This is a genomic window from Pseudomonas sp. UBA6753, from assembly GCF_002453565.1.
Taxonomy (GTDB): domain Bacteria; phylum Pseudomonadota; class Gammaproteobacteria; order Pseudomonadales; family Pseudomonadaceae; genus Aquipseudomonas; species Aquipseudomonas putida_Z.
In genome coordinates this window covers 33,172-55,971 of the sequence record NZ_DKHD01000006.1, presented here as the reverse complement: position 1 = coordinate 55,971, position 22,800 = coordinate 33,172, and the positions used below count along the sequence as shown (strand labels likewise).

The 22,800-nt window shown below is 63.0% G+C and carries 19 protein-coding genes; 1 reads left to right on the top strand and 18 read right to left on the bottom strand.

Annotation, left to right across the window (positions count from 1 at the left end):
- Positions 1–114 precede the first annotated feature (114 nt).
- Positions 115–1,302 (top strand): MFS transporter, encoded by a 1,188-nt coding sequence (locus B2790_RS03760; RefSeq protein WP_286918333.1) that lies wholly within the window; start codon positions 115–117, stop codon positions 1,300–1,302.
- 98 nt (positions 1,303–1,400) lie between these two features.
- Here the strand turns inward: B2790_RS03760 and B2790_RS03755 are convergent, their stop codons facing one another.
- From B2790_RS03755 to B2790_RS03670, 18 genes are all read right to left on the bottom strand, one after another.
- The gene (locus tag B2790_RS03755) at positions 1,401–1,748 is read right to left on the bottom strand and encodes a YgiW/YdeI family stress tolerance OB fold protein (protein ID WP_286918297.1); all 348 of its coding nucleotides are present in this window, start codon (positions 1,746–1,748) and stop codon (positions 1,401–1,403) included.
- 60 nt (positions 1,749–1,808) lie between these two features.
- Entirely contained in the window at positions 1,809–2,216 is a 408-nt protein-coding gene (locus tag B2790_RS03750) for a hypothetical protein (protein ID WP_286918296.1), read from the bottom strand.
- Positions 2,217–2,284: 68 nt separating this feature from the next.
- The gene (gene gspL, locus B2790_RS03745) at positions 2,285–3,394 is read right to left on the bottom strand and encodes a type II secretion system protein GspL (RefSeq protein ID WP_286918295.1); all 1,110 of its coding nucleotides are present in this window, start codon (positions 3,392–3,394) and stop codon (positions 2,285–2,287) included.
- A complete protein-coding gene (locus B2790_RS03740) occupies positions 3,387–4,244 on the bottom strand; it encodes a general secretion pathway protein GspK (protein ID WP_286918294.1) in 858 nt (285 codons plus the stop codon). The genes gspL and B2790_RS03740 overlap by 8 nt, the downstream gene beginning before the upstream one ends.
- Positions 4,241–4,831: a type II secretion system minor pseudopilin GspJ gene (gspJ, locus tag B2790_RS03735; protein ID WP_286918293.1), complete on the bottom strand. Its 591-nt coding sequence runs from the start codon at positions 4,829–4,831 to the stop codon at positions 4,241–4,243. Before gspJ ends, B2790_RS03740 begins: the two co-directional genes overlap by 4 nt.
- Positions 4,818–5,198, bottom strand: a complete 381-nt coding sequence (gene gspI / locus B2790_RS03730) for a type II secretion system minor pseudopilin GspI (protein WP_084785292.1) — start codon at positions 5,196–5,198, stop codon at positions 4,818–4,820. The genes gspJ and gspI overlap by 14 nt, the downstream gene beginning before the upstream one ends.
- Positions 5,176–5,640 carry a type II secretion system minor pseudopilin GspH gene (gene gspH, locus B2790_RS03725; RefSeq protein WP_075046634.1) on the bottom strand — a complete coding sequence of 155 codons (465 nt, stop codon included), beginning with the start codon at positions 5,638–5,640 and terminating at the stop codon, positions 5,176–5,178. The genes gspI and gspH overlap by 23 nt, the downstream gene beginning before the upstream one ends.
- Positions 5,637–6,083, bottom strand: coding sequence for a type II secretion system major pseudopilin GspG (gene gspG, locus B2790_RS03720; protein WP_075046635.1), 447 nt, complete (start codon positions 6,081–6,083; stop codon positions 5,637–5,639). Before gspG ends, gspH begins: the two co-directional genes overlap by 4 nt.
- Before the next feature lies 1 nt (position 6,084).
- The gene (gene gspF, locus B2790_RS03715; protein ID WP_286918292.1) at positions 6,085–7,290 is read right to left on the bottom strand and encodes a type II secretion system inner membrane protein GspF; all 1,206 of its coding nucleotides are present in this window, start codon (positions 7,288–7,290) and stop codon (positions 6,085–6,087) included.
- A gap of 1 nt (position 7,291) precedes the next feature.
- The gene (gene gspE, locus B2790_RS03710; RefSeq protein WP_286918291.1) at positions 7,292–8,755 is read right to left on the bottom strand and encodes a type II secretion system ATPase GspE; all 1,464 of its coding nucleotides are present in this window, start codon (positions 8,753–8,755) and stop codon (positions 7,292–7,294) included.
- On the bottom strand, positions 8,752–10,593 hold the full coding sequence (gene gspD / locus B2790_RS03705) for a type II secretion system secretin GspD (RefSeq protein ID WP_286918290.1): 1,842 nt from the start codon (positions 10,591–10,593) through the stop codon (positions 8,752–8,754). Before gspD ends, gspE begins: the two co-directional genes overlap by 4 nt.
- Complete coding sequence (locus B2790_RS03700) at positions 10,590–11,087, bottom strand: type II secretion system protein N (RefSeq protein WP_286918289.1); 498 nt, start codon at positions 11,085–11,087, stop codon at positions 10,590–10,592. Before B2790_RS03700 ends, gspD begins: the two co-directional genes overlap by 4 nt.
- 5 nt (positions 11,088–11,092) lie before the next feature.
- On the bottom strand, positions 11,093–11,605 hold the full coding sequence (locus B2790_RS03695) for a cytochrome b (protein WP_286918288.1): 513 nt from the start codon (positions 11,603–11,605) through the stop codon (positions 11,093–11,095).
- Between the two features lie 51 nt (positions 11,606–11,656).
- Positions 11,657–13,120: an N-acetylglucosamine-binding protein GbpA gene (gbpA, locus tag B2790_RS03690; protein WP_286918287.1), complete on the bottom strand. Its 1,464-nt coding sequence runs from the start codon at positions 13,118–13,120 to the stop codon at positions 11,657–11,659.
- A gap of 399 nt (positions 13,121–13,519) precedes the next feature.
- The gene (hemE, locus tag B2790_RS03685) at positions 13,520–14,584 is read right to left on the bottom strand and encodes a uroporphyrinogen decarboxylase (RefSeq protein ID WP_075046641.1); all 1,065 of its coding nucleotides are present in this window, start codon (positions 14,582–14,584) and stop codon (positions 13,520–13,522) included.
- Between the two features lie 230 nt (positions 14,585–14,814).
- On the bottom strand, positions 14,815–16,233 hold the full coding sequence (locus tag B2790_RS03680; protein ID WP_013974599.1) for an FAD-dependent oxidoreductase: 1,419 nt from the start codon (positions 16,231–16,233) through the stop codon (positions 14,815–14,817).
- Positions 16,234–16,339: 106 nt separating this feature from the next.
- Complete coding sequence (gene gltB / locus B2790_RS03675; RefSeq protein ID WP_286918286.1) at positions 16,340–20,785, bottom strand: glutamate synthase large subunit; 4,446 nt, start codon at positions 20,783–20,785, stop codon at positions 16,340–16,342.
- 372 nt (positions 20,786–21,157) lie between these two features.
- Entirely contained in the window at positions 21,158–22,792 is a 1,635-nt protein-coding gene (locus tag B2790_RS03670; RefSeq protein ID WP_286918285.1) for an SPOR domain-containing protein, read from the bottom strand.
- Positions 22,793–22,800: the final 8 nt, after the last annotated feature.

Sequence of the window (22,800 nt, the reverse complement as noted above, 5' to 3'; positions counted from 1 at the left end):
TGGATCTAATCATTAGCCAGCTATATGCTTTTTTTCATTGCGCCAGAGGTACCCCCCGTGAAAACTGCTGTAGCTCCCCTTCCCGCCGAGCCAGAACCTGCCTCGCTGAACGAAATGTGGATCGAAAAAGGCACCCCCGCCTTCATGAAGACCGTGCTGGCGCTATTTAGCGGCGGCTTCGCCACCTTCGCCCTGCTGTACTGCGTGCAGCCGATGATGCCGTTGCTGTCGAAGGAATTTGCCATCAATGCGGCGCAGAGCAGCCTGGTGCTGTCGGTCTCCACAGCCATGCTGGCGTTCGGCCTGCTGATCACCGGGCCGATCTCCGACCGCATCGGGCGCAAGCCGGTGATGGTGTTTGCCCTGGTCTGCGCCGCCCTTTCCACCCTGGCCAGCGCGGTGATGCCGAGCTGGGAGCTGGTACTGGCCACCCGCGCTCTGGTCGGCCTGTCGCTGAGCGGCCTGGCAGCGGTGGCGATGACCTACCTGAGCGAAGAGATCCACCCGCAGCACATTGGCCTGGCCATGGGCCTGTACATCGGCGGCAACGCCATTGGCGGCATGAGCGGGCGCCTGATCACCGGCGTGCTGATCGACTTCGTCAGCTGGCACACGGCGATGCTGACCATCGGCGGCCTGGCCCTGGTGGCGGCGCTGGTGTTCTGGAAGGTGCTGCCCGAATCGCGCAATTTCCGCCCGCAGGCGATGAACCCACGCAGCCTGCTGGATGGCTTCGTCATGCACTTCAGGGATGCCGGCCTGCCCTGGCTGTTCCTCGAAGCCTTCCTGCTGATGGGCGCCTTCGTCACCCTGTTCAACTACATCGGCTACCGCCTGCTGGCCGAGCCCTATCACATGAACCAGGCGCTGGTCGGTTTGCTGTCAGTGGTGTACCTGTCTGGCATCTACAGCTCGGCGCAGGTCGGCGCACTGGCTGACAAACTGGGCCGGCGCAAGGTGTTCTGGGCCAGTATCGTGGTGATGGCGGGCGGCTTGCTGATGACCCTGGCCAGCCCGCTGGTGACGGTTATCGTCGGTATGCTGGTGTTCACCTTCGGCTTTTTTGGCGCGCACTCGGTGGCCAGCAGCTGGATCGGCCGCAGGGCTTTGAAGGCCAAGGGACAGGCGTCGTCGCTGTACCTGTTCAGCTATTACGCCGGGTCGAGCGTGGCCGGTACGGCGGGCGGGGTGTTCTGGCACCAGTGGGGCTGGAATGGCATCGGGCTGTTCATTGGCAGCCTGCTGGCGGTGGCGTTGCTGGTGGCACTGCACCTGAGCAGGTTACCACCGAAATCGGTGTGAAACATTCGCGGGCACGCCCGCTCCCACAGGGACGGCGCCTCACCTGAAGCCACCGCCAAACCTGTTGGAGCGGGCGTGCCCGCGAACTTGCCGTTGGATCAGTTGGTGATTTCGACCATATCCACATCCACTTCCCGGCTCATCAGGTGCTTCTCCACCTCACCGGTCAGCTTGACCTTGGTCTTGTCGTTGAACGGCGTCGGCGGCAGGTCTTCATCATCGATTTCCACAGTGATGGTGCCGGTGTTGTCCTTGAACTCGTACTTGTCGTCGTTGTTGATCTTCTTGGTCACGAAGCCTTGCAGCACCACTGGGGTGTCGTCGGCAGCATCGTTGGCCGCAGCTACGGTGGTGACCGACTGAGCGCCGGGGCCGGTGTAGCCGGCAGCCAGGGCGGCAGTGCTGAACAGAGGGGCGAGGATCAAGGCGAGGTAACGGATTTTCATGGGACAGGTCCTGATTCGATTTCGATGGAAACAGCCTACCGCTGCTGGCTGAAGCCAACCTTAATCAGCACTGGCCTCATCCAGCGCCAACCCCAACTGCGCCTGCAGCTGCTCCCCAACAACTTGCAACTGCAAACTGCGGACCTGCGCGCCGTCAAGCTCCAGCGCATGCAGCCACCCCAGCAGTGGCGCAGGCTCGCCCTCGAGGCTTACGTCCACCTGACCGGCCCGTGCCTGCAACCCGGTAATTTGCAAATCGGCGACCAGTGCGCGTTGGTTCAGAACAGCAGGTGTCAGCACCGTCACCGCTTCCCCGGCCAAGGCCGGGCCTGTCGAAACCCGTTGCAGATGCCCGCTGAGCTTCAGCTCATGCGCATGGGCGAGCTCGGCCTGTTGCGAGCGCTGCTTGCCGGGTACCCAGGCAAACTGCCAGAGCACGACCATGGCCAAACTCCAGAGTGCGGCCATGATCACGGCCCTTCGATCACCGGGTATCGATTGCCATTGGCCTATCAAGGCCTGCCCAATCCACCGCATCAGCGAATCTCCCTGAAAGTCAGGGTCGCGCGCACAACCTGCTCGACCTGCCGGGCTTGATCCATCAGCACGGCAGGGGCCCGCTGGCGCAAGCGCTCAAGGTCATCGAAACCTTGCGCAACCACTTCCATTCGCCACCCTTCGCCGGGATTGGACACGGCCCGTTCAACCGTGATGTTCCCGGTTTCCACCAATTGCTCCGTGAAAGAAACCAGCCCCTCGACGGTAGTCTTCTCCCGGGGACGGAACTCCAGCGCCCTGATCTGCGTGGCCAGGTCACCTGCGACAGACTGCTCGGGCGCCCAACGCAGAAACGTCTGAAGATTCTCGGCATGTAGCTGTGCTGTACGTTCCGACAGCCATTCAGCACGCAGATGTTCCGCCAGGCACACCATTGCGAAGGCCAGCAGCGCTCCGCCCGCCAGGGAGGGCCAGGGCACGATCGGGCTGCGTCGCCGAAATGGCCCCTGACGCAGGTCCAGGGCCTTGGCCCGACCTTGGATGAAGGTGTGAAAGGCGCTATCGACGGTTTGGTTGTGGAGCGCCTGCCCTGCATCAGCAGGTTCGGCCGGCCGCTCCATCGGCGGCAGCTGGCGCACCAGGACCTCGGCCGCCTGGGGGCCGGCGACCAGCCAAGGCCCACCATGCCCACCCGACAACCAGCGACCCTCGAGCCACAGTGCACGGGGCTGCTCTGCGCCCAGCAGGTCGGCATCGACATGGATCCCGAGCGGGTCGATTCCCTGGCTTTTCAACAAGGCCATCAGGCTGGCCAGAACCTGACGCTCTATTACCAGAGCCCGGCGATGCCCCTCCGCATCCGGCGGGCCGAACACCAGATGCAGCGTTTCCAGCGGCGCTGCCAAATGGTCTTCGGCAGCGTAGGCCAATGTTTCAGGCTTGGGCCGCTTGCCCGGCACAGGACCGATCTCGCAACTGCCCAGCATCTCCATGGGTACCACCACGATAGCAGGACCGGTGAGCGTCGAAGCCAGCTCCTCCAGTCGTGCCTTGTGCAGGCTGCCGTCCGCCGCACGCAGCCACACCGGCCACCGCGCATCGGCCGCCGCAACCCCTTCCGGCAACAGGTACAGCCAATTCTCACTCATCTGCTCTTTGCTCCCGCATCGCAGAAAACATACGCCGCACCACACGAACCTGATGCGTGTCCAAATCGATCTCCAGGTCGCTGTACAGGTACATGCGCTTACCTGCCATCTCTGCCTGCACCTCCAGGCGAAACCAGCGGCTGGTCACGGCCAGCCCGCGCCTGTCCAGACCCACGCCCTCCAGTTGGGGCAGAGCCAAAAAACGCTCTACCGTGGGGTAACCCGCTTCGGGGCGCTCGCTTACCAGTTGGCTTGCCACCGTAAGCGACACCTCGGCGGACGCCGCAAGCAGTAGGGCCGGGGCCGTATTGATGTTGAGCCGCGCCTCCTTGGGCAACACCACGACCCAAGGCTGCAAACGCGCCATTACCTCAGCGGAAACACCCGGCAACGTACGCAACTGGGTTGGGTCGAGCATCGGCTGGCCAGCGAGCCCTTCCAAAGCGGGTGGCTCCACCTGCAACGAATGGCAAAGGCGCTCCCAGCGCTTGAGCAGCAGCGGGTCGGGGGTCTTGCCTGCCATCAGGGCGCCGAGGTTCAAGCGGCCCGAGAGGTCCTCCAGCTGCAGGCTCAGTTGCCCCTGACCAAGGGTGAGCGCTCGGGGCTGGGCCCAGGATTGTCGAACATGAGTGACCTGCAGTACTTCGCCTACCTCACGGCGCAAGCTCGCCAGGGCATGCTGCTCGCCGGCCTGAGCCAAACGCAGCAAGCGCGACGCTTCGATCTGCTGGCTGACACCACCAATCAGCAGTTGATGGCTGCGCAACATACCGGCTGACAGCAACGTGAGCAGCGCCATGACAAGCAGCACGGTGACCAGCGCAAGCCCCTTTTGCCGTTGCCCCCTCATTGGCTGGTGCCTCCCAGCGGCAGTACCCGCCGGATCTGTTGAAAACGCCTGGTCGACAGTGTCACCTCCAGCGCCTGCGGTGGCACCGGCCGGCGCTGGGCCATTGGCCAGCGCGCCTGCCAGCCGCGACCGGGCACGTGCAGACGCCAGTGCAGCTCGCCTACACCTTCGAGCAAACGCTGCGGGCGTGGCTGACCTTGCTCCAGCGTGCGTCGCTGGCGCCACAGCACGCCGTCTTCGAGCCAGTACTCGACAACCCTCAGCTCGCTGCGCTTGAGCGCTTGGCTGCCTTGTTCGCTGGCCAACCAATGGGCCCGAGTGCCGTTCAGCAGAATGCCGTAACCGCCCTTGCCCAGGCTCGCGGGCGCATACCCCAGCATGGCGTCGCGCTGGATCAAGCTCATGGCCCTGCCCAGCGCACGCAGCTCATCGGCCTGTGCCTGGCGTGCGTTCTCGGCACGCATGAACACATCGAGCACGCGCGCACTTCCGATAGCCAGGACGGCAAAGATAGCGAGCGCCAACAGCAACTCGATCAAGGTGAAGCCCCCCTGGCGGGTCATCCTGCCCGGGCTAGCGCGGCGCATCCGCCATCCCCAGCCACCCCGTGGCCTGATGCAGCACCTGGCGATCCGCAGCGAGGCCCACACGTACCTGCACTTCCAGCAAGCCACCCACGTCCAGACGGCGGCTTTCGTGCAGAGTCCAGCGGTGTTGACCGAACATGACCTCCAGGCTCCGCTGGCCGGGAGCCGGCGCAGCTTGCAGGCCCAGCTCCGTCAGGTGGTTGTCGGCCACCCAGCTAGCCAGTAGGCGCTCTCGAACCCCCTGCGATTGCGCCAGTACATGCTGGCTGGCCGTGGTCACCGCCACGGCCAGTACTGCGAAAATCGCCAGCGCCACCAACACCTCCAACAGGGTGAAGCCGCGTTCAGTGCACGAACTGGGGGTCATTGAGGCCATCACTCGACACGGAAACAAGGCGCACATCGTCCGCCTCGAAATGCAGGGAAAACGGCGTGTGCTCGTCATTACCGTACATCAGCAGCTGCGGCGCCCCGCCAGCCAGAGCATATGGCACAGGCAGCCCATCGATCTCCAAGCGCAGGTCCAGGTCAATATTGCGATGCCTGCCGGCTGCCTCCCAGCCATCCTCGGAGGCTTTAAGCAGTTGGTAGCTCTGGGCATCGATGCGAATACCTTGCGTCAGCCCTTCCAGCACCGCCTGCTGCCGCGCGTACTGCACCAACTGGAGGAAGAGGCTGGCCTCCTGGCTGGCCACACGCTGCGGATCGCGTGCGAACGTGAACCCGGCCATGCCCATCACAATGCCCAGCAACAGCATCACCAGAAGCAGCTCCAGCAGGGTGAAGCCTCGAGAGCGGCGCTGTTTCATTCAGACCAGTTACCGATATCAGCATCCATTTCCTCACCGCCCGGCTGGCCGTCGCCGCCCAGGGAGTAGAGGTCATAGCCCTGGGTCGAACGGGTTCCTGGGCTTGCGTACTGGTAATGCGAGCCCCAGGGGTCGGTTGGTGTGCTCTTCAGATAGCCTTGGGCACTCCATTGACGTGGCAGTGGCGCCACCGTGGGGCGTTTCACCAAGGCGTCCAGCCCTTGCGCGGTTGTCGGGTAGCGGCCGTTGTCCAGACGGTAGATTTCCAGCGCGGTGGAAATTGACTGGATATCGGTGCGGGCTGCGGTCAGCTTGGCATGGTCGGGACGGCTCATGACGTTGGGCAGCACCAGCGCGCCAAGAACCCCCAGGATAATGACCACCACCATGATTTCGATGAGAGTGAAGCCGCGTTCGGCGCGGCGTGATGAACGCATGGACATGTCAGTTGACCAGTTGGTTGAGGTTGAGGATCGGCAGCAGGATGGCGAGCACGATGAACAGCACGATGCCCCCCATCACCAGCAGCATCAGGGGCTCACAGAGGCTCACCAGCAAGGAAATACGCCCTGCCAGTTGTTTGGCCTGAAGGTCTGCGGCACGTTCGAGCATGGTGTCCAGCTCACCGGCGCGTTCGCCGCTGGCGATCATGTGCAGCATCAGCGGTGGCAAGGCTTCGCTGCGTGCCAGGCAGTTGGCCAGCGTGGTGCCCTCGCCCAGCTCACGGACGGCCCGCAGCAGGCGCTCGCGTAGAATCAGGTTGCCGATCACGGCCGCGCTGATGTTCATCGCCTCGACCAATACCACGCCGCTGCGCCCCAGGATCGCAAGGGTGCTGATGAAGCGGGCCGCTTCACTGGCCCGGACAAATTCGCCATATCCGGGCAGGCGCAGTGAAAAGCCATGCCATTGGCTGCGCCTTGCCGGTTGGCGAAGGGCACAGGCAACCAGTGCAATGGCCATGGCCAATAGCGCCAGCGCTGCCAAGCCGTAATGGTTCGTGGCATCGCTCAAGGTGATCAGCACTCGCGTTGCCAGCGGCAGCTGTGCATGGTCACGCGTAAAAGCCTGCACCACGTCTGGCACCACATAGCCCAGCAGAAAACCCACCACCAGCAACGAGACAACCAGCAGGATCACCGGGTAAACCATCGCCAGCTGTACCTTCTGTCGCAGGGCCTGATGGTTCTCGCCATGCTCGGCCAAACGCTCGAGCACGCCCGCCAGGTGGCCGGAACGTTCGGCAGCGGCCACGGTGGCCCGATAAACCATGGGAAATGCCTGTGGGTAATGCGCCAGGGCCTGCGCCAGCGCATGGCCTTCGGCAACCCGCTCAGCCACGCCGCGCAATACCTGACGTACGTGGCGCGGCGTACTCTGCTCGGCAACTGCCTGCAACGCCTCGGTCAACGGCACCCCGGCATGCAGCAGAGTCGCCAGCTGGCGCGTCAGCAGCGAGCGCCGGGCCAGACTCAGGGTATTGCGTGCCAGCAACCGGGCCAAAGGGGATGCCCCCAAGGGGCTCATGCTCAGCACCAGCAACCCTTGCTCGCGCAATGTTTGCCGGGCCTGGCGCGCACCCGACGCTTCCACGGTGCCTCGCTGGCGCACACCCTTTGCATCCTGGGCCTGATAGCGGAACAGCGCCATGTCAGTCCTGCCCCGTAACGCGCAGCAGTTCTGCCACGCTTGTCTGCCCCTGGCAGACACGCTGGACGCCATGCTGGAACAGGCTTGGTGTATCCACGCGGATCAATTCGAGCATGTCGTCCTGAGACGCCCGGGCGTGAATCGCCTGGGCCAACGCGGGCTTCACCACCAGCATCTCGTGCAACGCCACGCGCCCGCTGTAACCCAGCTGGCATTCGCTACAGCCCTGCGCCTTGTAGAGCCGCGGCGGCAATTCGGCCGGGTGGCCCAGGACGCTCGCCGTGGCCTCGTCCACTTCATGTTCGACCCGGCAATGGGGGCAAAGCCGTCGCACCAGACGCTGGGCCATGACCCCGGCCAGCGAAGATGCGAGCAGGCACGTATCGATGCCCATGTCGGCAAGGCGTGTGATTGCGCCCAGAGCGCTGTTGGTATGCAAGGTGGACAGCACCAGGTGGCCCGTCAACGAGGCCTGCACCGCAATCTCGGCGGTCTCCCGATCACGGATCTCGCCCACCATGACCACGTCGGGGTCCTGTCGCAAGATTGCACGCAGCCCCCGGGCGAAGGTCATGTCGACCTTGGTGTTGACCTGGGTCTGGCCGATGCCGGGAAGGTAGTACTCGACCGGGTCTTCGACGGTGAGGATATTGCGCGATACCTGGTTGAGGTACGAAAGCGCGGTGTACAGCGTTGTGGTCTTGCCGGAACCGGTGGGCCCGGTGACCAGGAAAATGCCATGTGGTTTCTCCAGCATGCGCATGAAGCCAGCACGCACAGAGCCAGGCATCTGCATATGGTCGATGTCCAGACGCATTGCCTGCTTGTCCAGCAAACGCAGTACCACCCGCTCGCCATGGGCGGCGGGCAAGGTCGACACCCGCACATCCACTTCGTGGCCGGCCAGGCGCAGGCTGATCCGGCCATCCTGAGGCACGCGCTTCTCGGCGATGTCCAGGCGCGCCATGACCTTGATGCGCGAAACCAGCAGTGCAGATAGCTCCCGTGGTGGCGCCAGCACCTCGCGCATGACGCCGTCGATACGCATGCGTACGCGCAGCTGATGCTCGAAGGTTTCCAGGTGGACGTCCGAGGCCCGGGCCCTCACCGCCTCGCTGAACAGGGCATTGAGCAGGCGGATGATCGGCGCGTCGTCCTGTTGCTCCAGCAGGTCGCTGGTTTGCGGCAAGGCTTCAGCCAGCTGCGCCAGGTCGATTTCCCGGTCCAGGCCCTGAACAACGGCCTGCGCTGCATCCTGGCCGGGGCCGTAGCAACTGGCCAGGCGCTCGGCGAAGTCGGCATCGCTGACACGCCGCAGGTGCCAGTTGCTGCCCACCACACGGCAGGCTTCGGCAAGGGCGGCCAGCGAAGTGCCTTCTCGCATCAGCAAGGCAGGCTCAGCCGCCTGGCGGTCGAGCAGGATGCCGTGACGTCGGGCAAAGCTGAACGGCAGGTCGCTTTTCATGAGCGTGGCCCTGGTGCCCCGGGCAGAGCCTGCGACTCGAACATCTGCCGGGGATCTTCCGGCAGGGTCGAATCATCCGCAGCGCGTACCCCTTCGTAGGCGCGTCGCCCCGTTTCGACCAGCTCGGCCTGGCTGCGCAGAATGGTCGGGCGCAGGAAGACCATCAGGTTGGTTTTTTCCTGAGTATCGCTGCGCCACCGGAACAGACCGCCCACCCATGGGATTCGGCTGAGCAGCGGAACACCGCGCTCTACCTTGCGCACGCTGTCCTTGATCAGGCCGCCGATCACGATAATCTCGCCATCGGCGGCCAAGATGGTGCTCTTGAGCGTGCGCTTGTTGGTGATCAGGTCGTTCTCGGCCGTGCTGGGTGCAATTTCAGAGCTCTCCTGCTCGACCTCGAGGCGCAGGCTGCGCCCTTCGTTGATGTGCGGGCGCACCTTCAGGCTGATACCGATGTCCTTGCGCTCGACTGTGGTAAAGGGGTTCTCCGAACCACTACCGGGGGTAACGTAGGAGCCGGTCTTGAACGGCACGTTCTGGCCTACCAGAATCTGCGCCTCCTGGTTGTCCAAGGTCAGCAGGCTCGGCGTCGACAACAGGTTGCTGCGGCTATTGCTGGCCAAGGCCGAAACCAGCGCGGCAAAACGGTCCGAGCCAATGGCCAGGGCGACGCCCCCCGGCAGCTTGGTTTCCTTGCCCAGCAGGTCGGCCAGGGCAGCACCACTTTCGCTGAAGGTAACGCCGCCTTTGAGGCCACCTTTGTCGATGCCCCATTGCAGGCCCAACGCTTCATCGATGCTGCCACTGACTTCGACGATTGCTGCATGGATCAGCACTTGCGCCCGGGGCTGGTCCAGTTGTTGGATGATCTGCTCCACGCGGCCCAGCGTCTGCGGCTCGCCCATTATTACCAGAGCGTTCTGGCTGGCATCGGCCTTGACCATGGCCTCGCCGGGGAGGTCCGCGCCCAGAGCCTTGGCGCCCGGCGTACCATCGAGCCGCTTGCCCACCTCACCCAATACTTCGGCAAGCTGCTCGGCACTGCTGTGTTGCAGGCGCACCACCCGCCAGTTCTGCGAAGTGGCCGGAACCGGTACATCCAGCGAGCGGGTCAGTTGCGCAAGACGTTGCCTGGACTTGATCGGGCCCAGGATCAGAAGACGGTTGCCGTTCATGTCAGCCAGTACCCGAACGCCGCTGTCCGGGCCACCGGCGGCGGCTTCGACCACCGGGAATACAACCTCGGCCTGGGCTTTGCGCAAGGTCACCAGTTCATGATCATGCCGCTGGCCACTGTCGAGCTGCAGGACCAAGTTTTCCAGGCGGTCCAGGTTGGCTGCGGAGTCGGTGATCACCAGGGCGTTGGCGGAGCTGGACGGTCCAATGTAGCCATTGCTGGAAACCAACGGCCGCAGCAAGCCGGCCAGATCGGCAGCGACACTACCCGACAGGTTGAAAACCCGTGTGGTGACCGCTGCCGGTATGGCCTCCACCTGCTGGTTTGCCCAGGCCTTGGCTTCGCTTGCAGGCAGCACCAGCAAGCGGTCGCCGTCGTTCACGGCGGCAAAGCCCTGGGCATTGAGCACCGAGTAGAACAGCCGCCGTATCCCTTCGCGATCAAGCGCCTCGTTCGAAAGGACGGTGATGCGCCCCTGCACGCGCGGGTCGAGAATGATCGGCTGGTCAAGGATCGCCCCCACCTCACGCACCACGTCGCGCACGTCGGCATCGCTCATCGCCAGTTGCCAGGTGGGTGCCTCAGCAAGCGCCAGGGAGCAGGCAAGGGTTAGAGAGGCGCCGAACGAGGCGGCGCGCAGATATCGCATCAAAGTCATTGCACCTCCCGCAACAGGCGGGCTGAGGGGTCTGAAACAGGGCGCAGGCGAGTCGCCGCACCCGCGGGCAGAAATACAGAGGGGGTATCGCTGGACAACGACACGACTTCCTCGCGGCCGTCGATCCACAGCACGATGGAACGCACATTTATTTGGCGCAGCACGCCATGGCCAGGTAACCGGTCTCCGACGCGATAGATAGCCTCGCCGCTATCGCTTCTCACCAACGCTCGGGCATCGCCCTGGCTGGAAACGAAGCTGGCCTTGAGGGCGATATCCGCCCGGCTCGACTGTCGTTGACCCGGCGCCTGAAAGCCGAACGCCAGGGCCAAGGTAGCCGCCGACAGTGGTTCTTCCGGCAAAGACGCTGTCGTCACCGGCGGGTCTTGGACGACCGGGGGCGCAACTGCGGGATAAACGCTTTCACGCCATGCCAGGCAGGCAAGCGTTACCAGCGCGAACGCCAGCCAAATCAGATACGACGAGCGCTTCATCGTAATCAGGGCAGCATCCGCCTCAGCACGCGCCGCCCGGACAGCTCATGCAAGAGCACGGCGGCGATGTGCATCGAAACGCCAAGGCCTAGCAACAGGCAGGAAGCGATGTGAGTCTTGAACCAGACGTTGTGCCAGAACGGGTCGCTCAGCATGGGCGCGATTGAGAACCAACCGAACACATCGATGAGCCGATCCATCATCAGCACACCGGACAACAGCACGATAGCTGTGGTCCAGTACAAGCCCTCATGGGCGACATGAGCGATGCGCTGGTGCTTGAGATGGTCATGCGGGCTGCGTGGTTTGGGTCTGGTCAGGCGCAACAGCCAGCGCAGCATGAATACCGGGATGAACAGCGTCGTCATGGCCACATTGACGAATGCCACAAAGTGGCGTGTAGCGGGGGAGACATTCAGGTACGCCACGTAGAAACCGCTGATCAAGACCCAAATGATGACCGTGGCAGAGATCCAGTGCAGGAGGATCTGCTGCCAGCAATATTTTTGTACTTGCATAGATAGTACTCGAGGAGCCTGGCCCCGCCGGAAGGGGCCAGGTCGGACGCTTTACTTCTCGGTCCAGGCCATGTTCCAGTCGGAGCCAACACCTGGCTCGAACTGGTTGGCAGCCGCTGAGTACTGCCCGCAGTAGCCCGAGTTAGGGAACGGCTGGCACTCGTAGACCTTGCCATTCTTAGGCTGCAGCACTGTTGTGCCAGCCTTGTAGCTCGACAGCGATTCCGGGAAAACGAAGTCGTGAGACCCATCGCCAGCCGCTTTGAGCTGAACCGTCTTCTCGTCCTGCAGCAGCACCCGCTCACGCTTGTCCACGCCTACGACCTTGAGGGTATGCTCGCCTTCGGTACTTTCGACATTCAGCACGAACGGCTCGGTGCCGTTGACGCTCTGACGCGAGTAAGAGACCTGCTTCTTGTTGGTATCGAACAGCCGCGCTGTCACTGTCAGGGCCTTGTTGGTCATGACGGTGAAATCCACACCACCCTTGCCGTCGGTGATCGTGTATTCGGGTTTGACATCGTGCAGGTGCATCGTGGCCTGCTCGCCAGCGGCCGTTTCAAAGTGCAGAAGGTAGTTGGTCAGCCCACTTTCGGTTTTGGCAAAGATGCTGTTGGAGCCCTGCACAGGCTCGATATTACCGTCCGCATCCATTTTACCGGCACGTACCAACGTCTGGGTTTCGTTGATCTGCTTGGCGAGCTTATAAGCCCAGTTGGCAGCTATGGCTTCTTCGGCATTTTCGATCTTGATGCTTACATGGTTTGCAGGACGCTCCCCATTGGCATCGAATGCCCGGGCAGTAACTTTGTCCCCAACTTCAAGGTCACGGCTGGCGCTGATTTCAGCCAGGCGCGGCCACTCAGGGACCGGGCCGCCATCCAGCTGGATATCGACGTCAGCAACACTGTGGAAAGCCTTATCGGTATCGCCAACCTTCCAGACGGCGAGAATCACGTGCTGGCCCGAACGGTCGGCTGGCAATGTGCAGCTATGCCTTGGATTGGTGTCAGTACCTTTTGCCGGTATCTGGTTGCTGCCATCCAACGCACAGAACGGGGTCGAATCGAATGAGTCACGGGTCAGCGCAGCGTTGGGGTTCCAATCCGCCTTGGTAATGAAGTACTCCCACGACCGCACCGGATGCGGGGCTTCATAATGCCAGTCGAACTGCATGTTACGGTCCACGACCGGGGTCAGATGCCAACGATTGGCTGATTGCTCATCGAGTGCGGCAAAGTCGCTTCGAACACCACCACTGGCGATTTTTCCATTCTCGGGACCTTGGCTTGGAAAGCGCCCTATCACTTCGCCGACCGACCACGGTTCGTACTGGGCACCTCCGCAGTTGACGTTCAGGTTTTTAAAACCTGCATGGCAGAGCGCTGCACGAGACGGAGGGTCAGCCAGGTAACCATGTGCATTGGCGATTTGCGCCTGCAAACCTGCACCTACGATCGCCATCCACACACCGGTGGCGACAACGCTTTTTCGCAGGGTCTTTCTTGTATTCATCACGAACTCCGAACGCATTGCTGGTTAAATGCGTAAAGGCGCATTTATTGAAATGCAATGCACCTTCAGCGCGAATGGAGCGCGGAGAGTAAAGAAAACAACTTTGCGTTCATGTAGGAATAAACCTGGCAGGCCGCGGTCTTTTCTCGTGGCCTTGAGGCAATTTCCATGTTGGGACTTTCGAAACAAAAGCGCTAAAGACGCGAGGAGGAATTACTATCGATCTTCAATGTCGAGAGCTTTCTCTACATCGAAAGATTCACAGCGACATGCAAGTTTCTTGGTGAAACGCTGACATGTAACTTGACCAAGCCTGTTCAACATCAGGGAAATATCCCCAATCTGATGCGAACAGGCTTGCGAAAGACTCCCCGACCCGAAACCTCGGGGAGCCTCGAATCAAGCGTGATATTGCGCCGACAGCTCATGCACCGCGTTGATGAACACGCCGGCGTGCTCCGGGTCGACTTCCGGTGTGATGCCATGGCCCAGGTTGAACACATGGCCTGTGCCGTGGCCATAGCTGGCCAGGATGCGCGCCACTTCCTTGCGGATGGCCTCGGGCTTGGCGTACAGCACGGTCGGGTCCATGTTGCCCTGCAGCGCAACCTTGTCACCCACGCGGCGGCGGGCATCGCCGATCTCGCAGGTCCAGTCCAGGCCCAGCGCGTCGGCGCCGGCTTCGGCGATGCTTTCCAGCCACAGGCCGCCGTTCTTGGTGAACAGGATCACCGGCACCTTGCGCCCTTCGTGCTCGCGGATCAGGCCGCTGACGATCTTGCGCATGTAGGCCAGGGAGAACTCCTGGTAAGCCGCCGCCGACAGGTTGCCGCCCCAGGTGTCGAAAATCTGCACGGCCTGGGCACCAGCGAGGATCTGGCCGTTGAGGTAGCTGGTGACCGACTGGGCCAGCTTGTCCAGCAGCAGGTGCAGGGCCTGCGGGTTGTCGTAGGCCATGGCCTTGGTCTTGCGGAAGTCCTTCGACGAGCCGCCTTCGACCATATAGGTGGCCAGGGTCCACGGGCTGCCGGAGAACCCGATCAGCGGCACGCGGCCGTTGAGCTCGCGGCGGATTGTGCTGACCGCGTCCATCACGTAGCCAAGGTCTTTCTGCGGGTCGGGGATCGGCAGCGCTTCGATGTCGGCCGGGGTGCTGATGACCTTCTTGAAACGCGGGCCTTCGCCGCTTTCGAAGTACAGGCCCAGGCCCATGGCATCGGGGATAGTGAGGATGTCCGAGAACAGGATCGCCGCGTCCAGCGGGTAGCGGTCCAGCGGCTGCAGGGTGACCTCGCAGGCGAACTGCGGGTTCATGCACAGGCTCATGAAGTCACCGGCCTTGGCGCGGCTGGCGCGGTACTCCGGCAGGTAGCGGCCGGCCTGGCGCATCATCCACACCGGGGTGACGTCTACGGGTTGCTTGAGCAGTGCACGCAGGAAACGATCGTTCTTCAGGGCAGTCATGTCGGCATCCGGAAAAATAGTGCGGGCATTTTCTCAGACGCACAAAGAAAAGGCACGGCCGTTTGCCGTGCCTTTTCTCTATAGGTATGTCCTGGATCAATAGATTTTGTATACAAAATTCTAATGATGGGGGTTCCGATGGCCCTAGCGCCGGCAAGCCAGCTCCCACAGGGTGAGCCGCAGCCCTTGTGGGAGCTGGCTTGCCGGCGATGAGGCCAGTACAGGCAACCTCAGACTTCCAGGTAGTCCAGGATCCCTTCAGCAGCAGTACGCCCTTCGAAGATAGCCGTCACCACCAGGTCCGACCCACGCACCATGTCGCCACCGGCAAACACTTTCGGGTTGCTGGTCTGGTGCTTGAACTTGCCCTTCTCCGGTGCCACCACGCGGCCCTGGCTATCCAGCTGGATGCCATGCTGCTCGAACCACGGCGCCGGGCTTGGGCGGAAGCCGAAGGCGATGACCACGGCATCGGCCGGCAGGATCTCTTCAGACCCCGGGATCGGCTCCGGGCTGCGACGGCCACGGGCATCCGGCTCGCCGAGACGAGTCTCGACCACCTTCACGCCTTCGACCTTGTCCTCGCCGACAATGGCGATAGGCTGGCGGTTGTAGAGGAACTTCACGCCCTCTTCCTTGGCGTTCTTCACCTCACGACGCGAACCCGGCATGTTGGCCTCGTCACGGCGATAGGCGCAGGTCACCGACTTGGCGCCCTGGCGGATCGAGGTGCGGTTGCAGTCCATCGCGGTGTCACCACCGCCCAGTACCACCACCTTCTTGCCCTGCATGTCGACGAAGTCTTCCGGCGACTTCTCGAAGCCCAGGTTGCGGTTGACGTTGGCGATCAGGAAGTCCAGCGCATCATGCACGCCCGGCAGGTCCTCGCCCGGGAAGCCGCCCTTCATGTAGGTGTAGGTACCCATGCCCATGAACACCGCGTCGTACTCGGCGAGCAGTTGCTCCATGGTCACGTCCTTGCCCACCTCGGTGTTCAGGCGGAACTCGATGCCCATGCCGGTGAACACTTCACGGCGGTTGCTGAGCACGGTCTTTTCCAGCTTGAACTCGGGAATACCGAAGGTCAGCAGGCCGCCGATTTCCGGATTGCGGTCGAACACCACCGGGGTCACGCCGGCACGTACCAGCACGTCGGCACAGCCCAGGCCGGCCGGGCCGGCACCGATGATGGCGACGCGCTTGCCGGTTGGCTTGACCTTGGACATGTCCGGGCGCCAGCCCATGGCGAAGGCGGTGTCGGTGATGTACTTCTCCACCGAGCCGATGGTCACCGCACCGAAGCCGTCGTTCAGGGTGCAGGCACCCTCGCACAGGCGGTCCTGCGGGCATACGCGGCCGCACACTTCCGGCAGGGTGTTGGTCTGGTGCGACAGTTCCGCCGCGGCCAGGATGTTGCCTTCGGACACCAGCTTCAACCAGTTGGGGATGAAGTTGTGTACCGGGCACTTCCATTCGCAATACGGGTTACCGCAGCCCAGGCAGCGGTGCGCCTGCTCCACGGACTGCTGCGGCTTGAACGGCTCGTAGATTTCCACGAACTCCTTCTTGCGCTGGCGCAGCAGCTTTTTCTTCGGGTCCTTGCGGCCCACTTCGATGAACTGGAAGTCGTTGTTCAGACGTTCAGCCATTTTTCAAAACCTCTTTACCGCAGTTGCCAGCCTCAGGCTGCAAGCTGCAAGACGATCACTTGAGCACGACAGGCCCCGCGCACGGGGCCGTCACTTGCAGCTGTTGTTACTGCGGGTTGGCACGGGTGCTGGACAGCAGTTGCTTCAGGTTGGCTGCCTTCGGCTTGACCAGCCAGAAGCGCCGCACGTAGTCGTCCAGGTTCTCCGAGAGCTCACGCCCCCACTCGCTGCCAGTCTCTTCCACGTACTCGGCAAGGACCCGCGCCAGGTGGCTGCGGTAGGCCTCCATCGCTTCACCACTGATACGCTGGATTTCCACCAGCTCATGGTTGAGCTTGTCGACGAAGGTATTGTCCATGTCGAGCACGTAGGCGAAGCCGCCAGTCATGCCAGAACCGAAGTTGTAACCGGTCTTGCCCAGCACGCAGACAAAGCCGCCGGTCATGTATTCACAGCAGTGATCGCCAGTGCCCTCGACAACAGCGTGGGCGCCGGAGTTACGTACAGCGAAGCGCTCGCCAGCAGTACCAGCGGCGAACAGCTTGCCGCCGGTGGCGCCGTACAGGCAGGTGTTGCCCACGATGGCGCTGTGCTGGGTTTCGAACGGGCTGCCGGCTGGCGGCACGATGGTGACCTTGCCACCGGTCATGCCCTTGCCGACGTAGTCGTTGGCGTCGCCTTCCAGGTGCAGGTTCAGGCCACCGGCGTTCCACACGCCGAAGCTCTGGCCCGCAGTGCCCTTGAAGCGGAAGGTGATCGGCGCCGCAGCCATGCCCTGGTTGCCGTGCAGGCGGGCGATTTCGCCCGACACGCGCGCACCGATGGAGCGGTCGCAGTTGCAGATGTCGAGGCTGAACTCGCCACCGGCCTGGTCGCGGATGGCCGGCATGGCCATTTCCACCATCTTCTCGGCCAGCTCGCCCTGGTCGAACGGCGGGTTCTTGTCGACTTCGCAGAACTGCGGCTTGTCAGCCGGGATGTGCGAGCTGCCCAGCAGCGGCGACAGGTCCAGGTACTGCTGGCGCTCGGTGTCGCCTGGCAGCACGTCGAGCAGGTCGGTACGGCCGATCAGCTCGCCGAGGCTGCGCACGCCCAGCTTGGCCAGCCACTCACGGGTTTCTTCGGCGACGAAGGTGAAGAAGTTGATCACCATGTCGACGGTGCCGATGTAGTGGTCCTTGCGCAGCTTGTCGTTCTGGGTGGCCACGCCGGTGGCGCAGTTGTTCAGATGGCAGATGCGCAGGTACTTGCAGCCCAGGGCGATCATCGGCGCGGTACCGAAGCCGAAGCTTTCGGCGCCGAGGATGGCTGCCTTGATCACGTCCAGGCCGGTCTTCAGGCCACCGTCGGTCTGTACCCGTACCTTGCCGCGCAGGTCGTTGCCGCGCAGGGTCTGGTGGGTCTCGGCCAGGCCCAGCTCCCATGGGGCGCCGGCGTACTTGATCGAGGTCAGCGGCGAAGCACCGGTACCACCGTCGTAGCCGGAGATGGTGATCAGGTCGGCATAGGCCTTGGCCACACCGGCGGCGATGGTGCCGACGCCAGCTTCTGCCACCAGCTTGACCGAAACCAGGGCCTGCGGATTGACCTGCTTGAGGTCGTAGATCAGCTGGGCCAGGTCTTCGATCGAGTAGATGTCGTGGTGCGGCGGTGGCGAGATCAGGGTCACGCCCGGTACCGCGTAACGCAGCTTGGCGATCAGGCCGTTGACCTTGCCGCCTGGCAGCTGTCCGCCTTCACCGGGCTTGGCGCCCTGGGCAACCTTGATCTGCAGCACTTCGGCGTTGACTAGGTACTCCGGAGTCACGCCAAAGCGGCCGGTGGCCACCTGCTTGATCTTCGAGCTCTTGATGGTGCCGTAGCGCGACGGGTCTTCACCGCCCTCGCCAGAGTTGGAACGCGCGCCCAGGCGGTTCATCGCCTCGGCCAGTGCTTCGTGGGCCTCTGGCGACAGTGCACCCAGCGAGATACCGGCGGAGTCGAAGCGCTTGAGGATCGCCTCCAGCGGCTCGATCTGCTCCAGCGGCAGCGCCTGGTCGGCCACTTTCACCTTCAGCAGGTCGCGGATCATCGACACCGGGCGCTGATCGACCAGCGTGGTGTATTCCTTGAACTTGGCGTAGTCGCCCTGCTGCACGGCGGCCTGCAGGGTGTTGACCACGTCCGGGTTGTAGGCGTGGTATTCGCCACCGTGGACGAACTTCAGCAGGCCGCCTTGCTGGATCGGCTTGCGCGCGCTCCAGGCTTCGGCTGCCAGCAGCTTCTGGTCGCTTTCCAGGTCTGCGAAGCGCGCACCCTTGATGCGGCTGGAAACGCCCTTGAAGCTCAGGCCCACCACTTCCTCGGCCAGGCCGATGGCTTCGAACAGCTGCGCGCCACGGTACGAGGCGATGGTGGAGATACCCATCTTCGACAGGATCTTCAGCAGGCCCTTGGAGATGCCCTTGCGGTAGTACTTGAAGACTTCGTCCAGGTCGCCCAACACTTCGCCGGTACGGATCAGGTCAGCCAGCACTTCATAGGCCAGGTACGGGTAAACGGCCGAGGCACCGAAGCCCAGCAGCACGGCGAAGTGGTGCGGGTCGCGGGCGGTGGCGGTTTCCACCAGGATGTTGCTGTCGCAACGCAGGCCCTGTTCGGTCAGGCGGTGGTGCACCGCACCAACGGCCAGCGAGGCGTGCACCGGCAGCTTGCCCGGGGCGATGTAGCGGTCGCTCAGCACCAGCTGGGTCTTGCCTGCGCGCACGGCTTCTTCAGCCTGGTCGGCGATGTTGCGGATGGCCGCTTCCAGGCCGACGCTCTCTTCATAGTTGAGGTCGATCAGCTGGCGGTCGAAACCTTCGCGCTCCAGGTTCATCAGCGAACGCCACTTGGCGGGCGAGATGACCGGCGAGCTGAGGATTACCCGCGAAGCGTGCTCCGGGGATTCCTGGAAGATGTTGCGCTCGGCACCCAGGCAGATTTCCAGGGACATGACGATCGCTTCGCGCAGCGGGTCGATCGGCGGGTTGGTCACCTGGGCAAACTGCTGGCGGAAGAAGTCGTACGGCGAACGCACGCGCTGCGACAGCACGGCCATTGGCGTGTCGTCACCCATCGAACCGACCGCTTCCTGGCCCTGCTCGCCGAGCGGGCGCAGCACCTGGTCACGCTCTTCGAAGGTGACCTGGAACATTTTCATGTACTGCTTGAGCTGGTCAGCGTCGTAGCTGGCCACGCCCTGGTCATCGGTCAGCGTCGCCTGGATGCGCGTGGCGTGCTGACGCAGCCAGCGCTTGTACGGGTGGCGCGACTTAAGACGGTTGTCGATGGCGTCGGTGTCGAGGATCTGGCCGGTTTCGGTGTCCACGGCGAAGATCTGACCCGGGCCGACGCGGCCCTTGGCGATGACGTCCTCGGGCTTGTAGTCCCATACGCCGATTTCCGACGCCAGGGTGATGTAGCCGTTCTTGGTGGTCACCCAGCGCGCCGGGCGCAGGCCGTTACGGTCGAGCAGGCACACCGCATGGCGGCCTTCGGTCATTACGATACCGGCCGGGCCATCCCACGGCTCCATGTGCATGGAGTTGTATTCGTAGAAGGCACGCAGGTCGGCGTCCATGGTCTCGACGTTCTGCCAGGCTGGCGGTACCAGCATGCGCACGCCACGGAACAGGTCGATGCCGCCAGTGACCATCAGCTCCAGCATGTTGTCCATGCTCGAGGAGTCGGAACCGACGCGGTTGACCAGCGGGCCGAGCTCGTCGAGGTCGGGGATCAGGTCGTTGGCGAACTTGGTGCGACGGGCCATGGCCCAGTTGCGGTTGCCGGTGATGGTGTTGATCTCGCCGTTGTGGGCGAGGAAGCGGAACGGCTGCGCCAGCGGCCATTTCGGCAGGGTGTTGGTGGAGAAGCGCTGGTGGAACACGCAGATCGCGGTTTGCAGGCGCTCGTCACCCAGGTCTGGATAGAAGGCCGCGAGATCGCGCGGCATCATCAGGCCTTTGTAGATGATGGTCTTGTGCGAGAAGCTGCAGATGTAGTGGTCGGCGTCGTGGGCGTTGGCCACGGATGAACGGCGACGGGCACTGAACAGCTTGATGGCGAATTCCTGGTCGCTCAGGCCTTCACCGCCGATGAACACCTGCTCGATCTGCGGCAGGCGCTCAAGGGCCAGGCGGCCGAGCACGCTGGTATCGATCGGCACCTTGCGCCAGCCGACCAGCTTCAGGCCAGCAGCGAGGATTTCGCGGTCCATGTTGGCGCGGGCGGCTTCGGCTTTGACCGGGTCCTGGTTGAAGAACACCATGCCGACAGCGTACTGCTTGGGCAGCTCGACAGCGAAGTGCTCCTGGGCCACGGCACGCAGGAATTGATCGGGCTTCTGCATGAGCAGACCGCAACCGTCACCGGTCTTGCCGTCGGCGTTGATACCGCCGCGGTGCGTCATGCAGGTCAGTGCCTGCATGGCGGTTTGCAGAAGGTGGTGGCTCGGTTCGCCCGTCATATGGGCGATCAGGCCAAAACCACAGTTGTCCTTGAATTCTTCGGGATGGTACAGACCTGTTTTCATAGACACATTCTCACCAGGTTCACCTCTCAACGGAGGTAAATCTCTTTTTTAACAACCACTTACCATCCACGCCGATCAAACGCCAGCTTTTTTGCGGTGGCCATGGAAAACCATTGTTGCACAGCGACAGCGATGCCCACAAATTTTCATGTCTCACCATTGAAAATTTATGTCGCAATTTTGAATGTTTTTGCGCCATGCGCCGTGATAGCGGCTTGGCTCGAGTCTGAAGCGTTTCAGCCATGACTGCAAGTAAGGCTTGTGGCCGGCAGTCTGGGACAGAAAAGCCTGCCGCGTGACAACGCAGCAGGCTATTCGAAAGTCAGTAATCGCTCAGCAACTGGGCGGCGGGGTGGTGCCGCCCGGAAGGTATCAGCGGGCCGAGGCCAGCTCTTGTTGGACGCTGGCGACGGTACGTGGCCAAGGTTTACCAGCCTGGACCTTCGCTGGCAAGTTCTTGATTGCCGCAACCGCTGCGTCGCGGTTGGCGAAGTTGCCGTAAGTGACTACGTACAGCGGCTTGCCCTGCAGGTTTTTCTTGAAGTAGCGATAGTCGCCACCCTGGGCCTTGACGAACGCCTGGGCCGAAGCTTCGGAGCTGGTACCCAGGATCTGCACCACGTAATTGCCCGGTTTCTGCCCGGCGTACCAGCCGCTGTTGCCGCTGCCACCGGCTGCCGGCTTCTCGACAGGCTTGGCGGCCGGCTTGGCCACGGCGACCTGGGTCGGTGCTGGTGCAGGCTTGACTGGCGCAACCGGCTTGGCAGGCTGGGTTGCGACAGGTTTTGGCGCAGGCGCAACCGGCTGCGGTTGCGGCTGTATCGGCTGGGCTGGCGCCGCGGCTACTGGCTGGGCAGGTACCGGTGCCGGGCCCGCCGGCACACCTTGCGGCGGTGCGATGGTGGTCACGGTTGGCGGCGGGTTGCCTGGCTGCAGGGCGGTATCACCGGCCGGGCTGCCCTCTTCACCCTCACCCATGCCCGCGGCCTGGGCCAGCGGCTCGCGCATCACCGGCTGCGACTGGCCAACCAGCGGCAGCGGCATCGGCTGGGACGAACCCGAGAACTCGATGGCCGGGTTGCCACCATTGGCCTGGCCCTCGCCAAGCGGCAACTGGGCCTGGGCGGCCGGCGCTTCGGCAGGCGCCTTGTCACCTTTCTTCGGCATCAACACCGCAGCCGCAACGGCGACCACAACCACAGCGGACAGCGCGAGCACATGTTTTTTAGGCATCTTGAACCCCATGGATGGTCGCTTGGCCGTCGAGCGGCTGGCGATCATGGCTTCGATCAAAGTGTCACGGGCGACCTGGTTGATGTTGCCAGGCCAGCCGTCAGAGTTTTCATGGATATCGACGATCTGTTCACGGCTGAACACCTCGATGCCCCGGCCAGCACCTTCCAGGCGCTGCTCCAGGTACTCGCGGGTTTCTTCTTCACTGTAGGGGGCGAGTTCGATGATGTGGAAGCGTTCTTCCTCGATATTGATCTCGTCCAGCCCGGCAATCAGCGACGGCTCACCGAACAGGAACACATGCGGGCGCCCTTCCGGCACACCCGCCGCCAATTCCAGCAACGCTTGGAGTGCCGACTCGTCGAGTTGTTCCGCATCGTCCACCAGCAAGTACACTTCCTGGCCGGTCAGTGCCAGTTGCACCACCTTGGCCAGGATCGCCTGCATTTCGGCCTCGGCCACATCCAGGCTCTGCGCGACCTGGCCGAGTACGCTGGCGGCATCGCTGGCACCACGGGCGGACACCACCACGCTCTGCACCGCCTGCTTGTTGGTACTGGCCACCAGGGCCTGGCGCAGCAGGGTCTTGCCGCTGCCCAGCGGGCCGGTGACAACCAGCATCAGCTGGCTGTAGCGCGCCAAGTGGTGCAGTTGGCCGAGCACGGGCTTGCGCTGGGCCGGGAAGAACTTGAAGCCGGGCACGCGGGGCGCGAACGGATCGTGGCTCAACTGGTAATGGTCGAGAAAGGCCTCATCGGCATGCAAACTGGTCATTGCGCTGT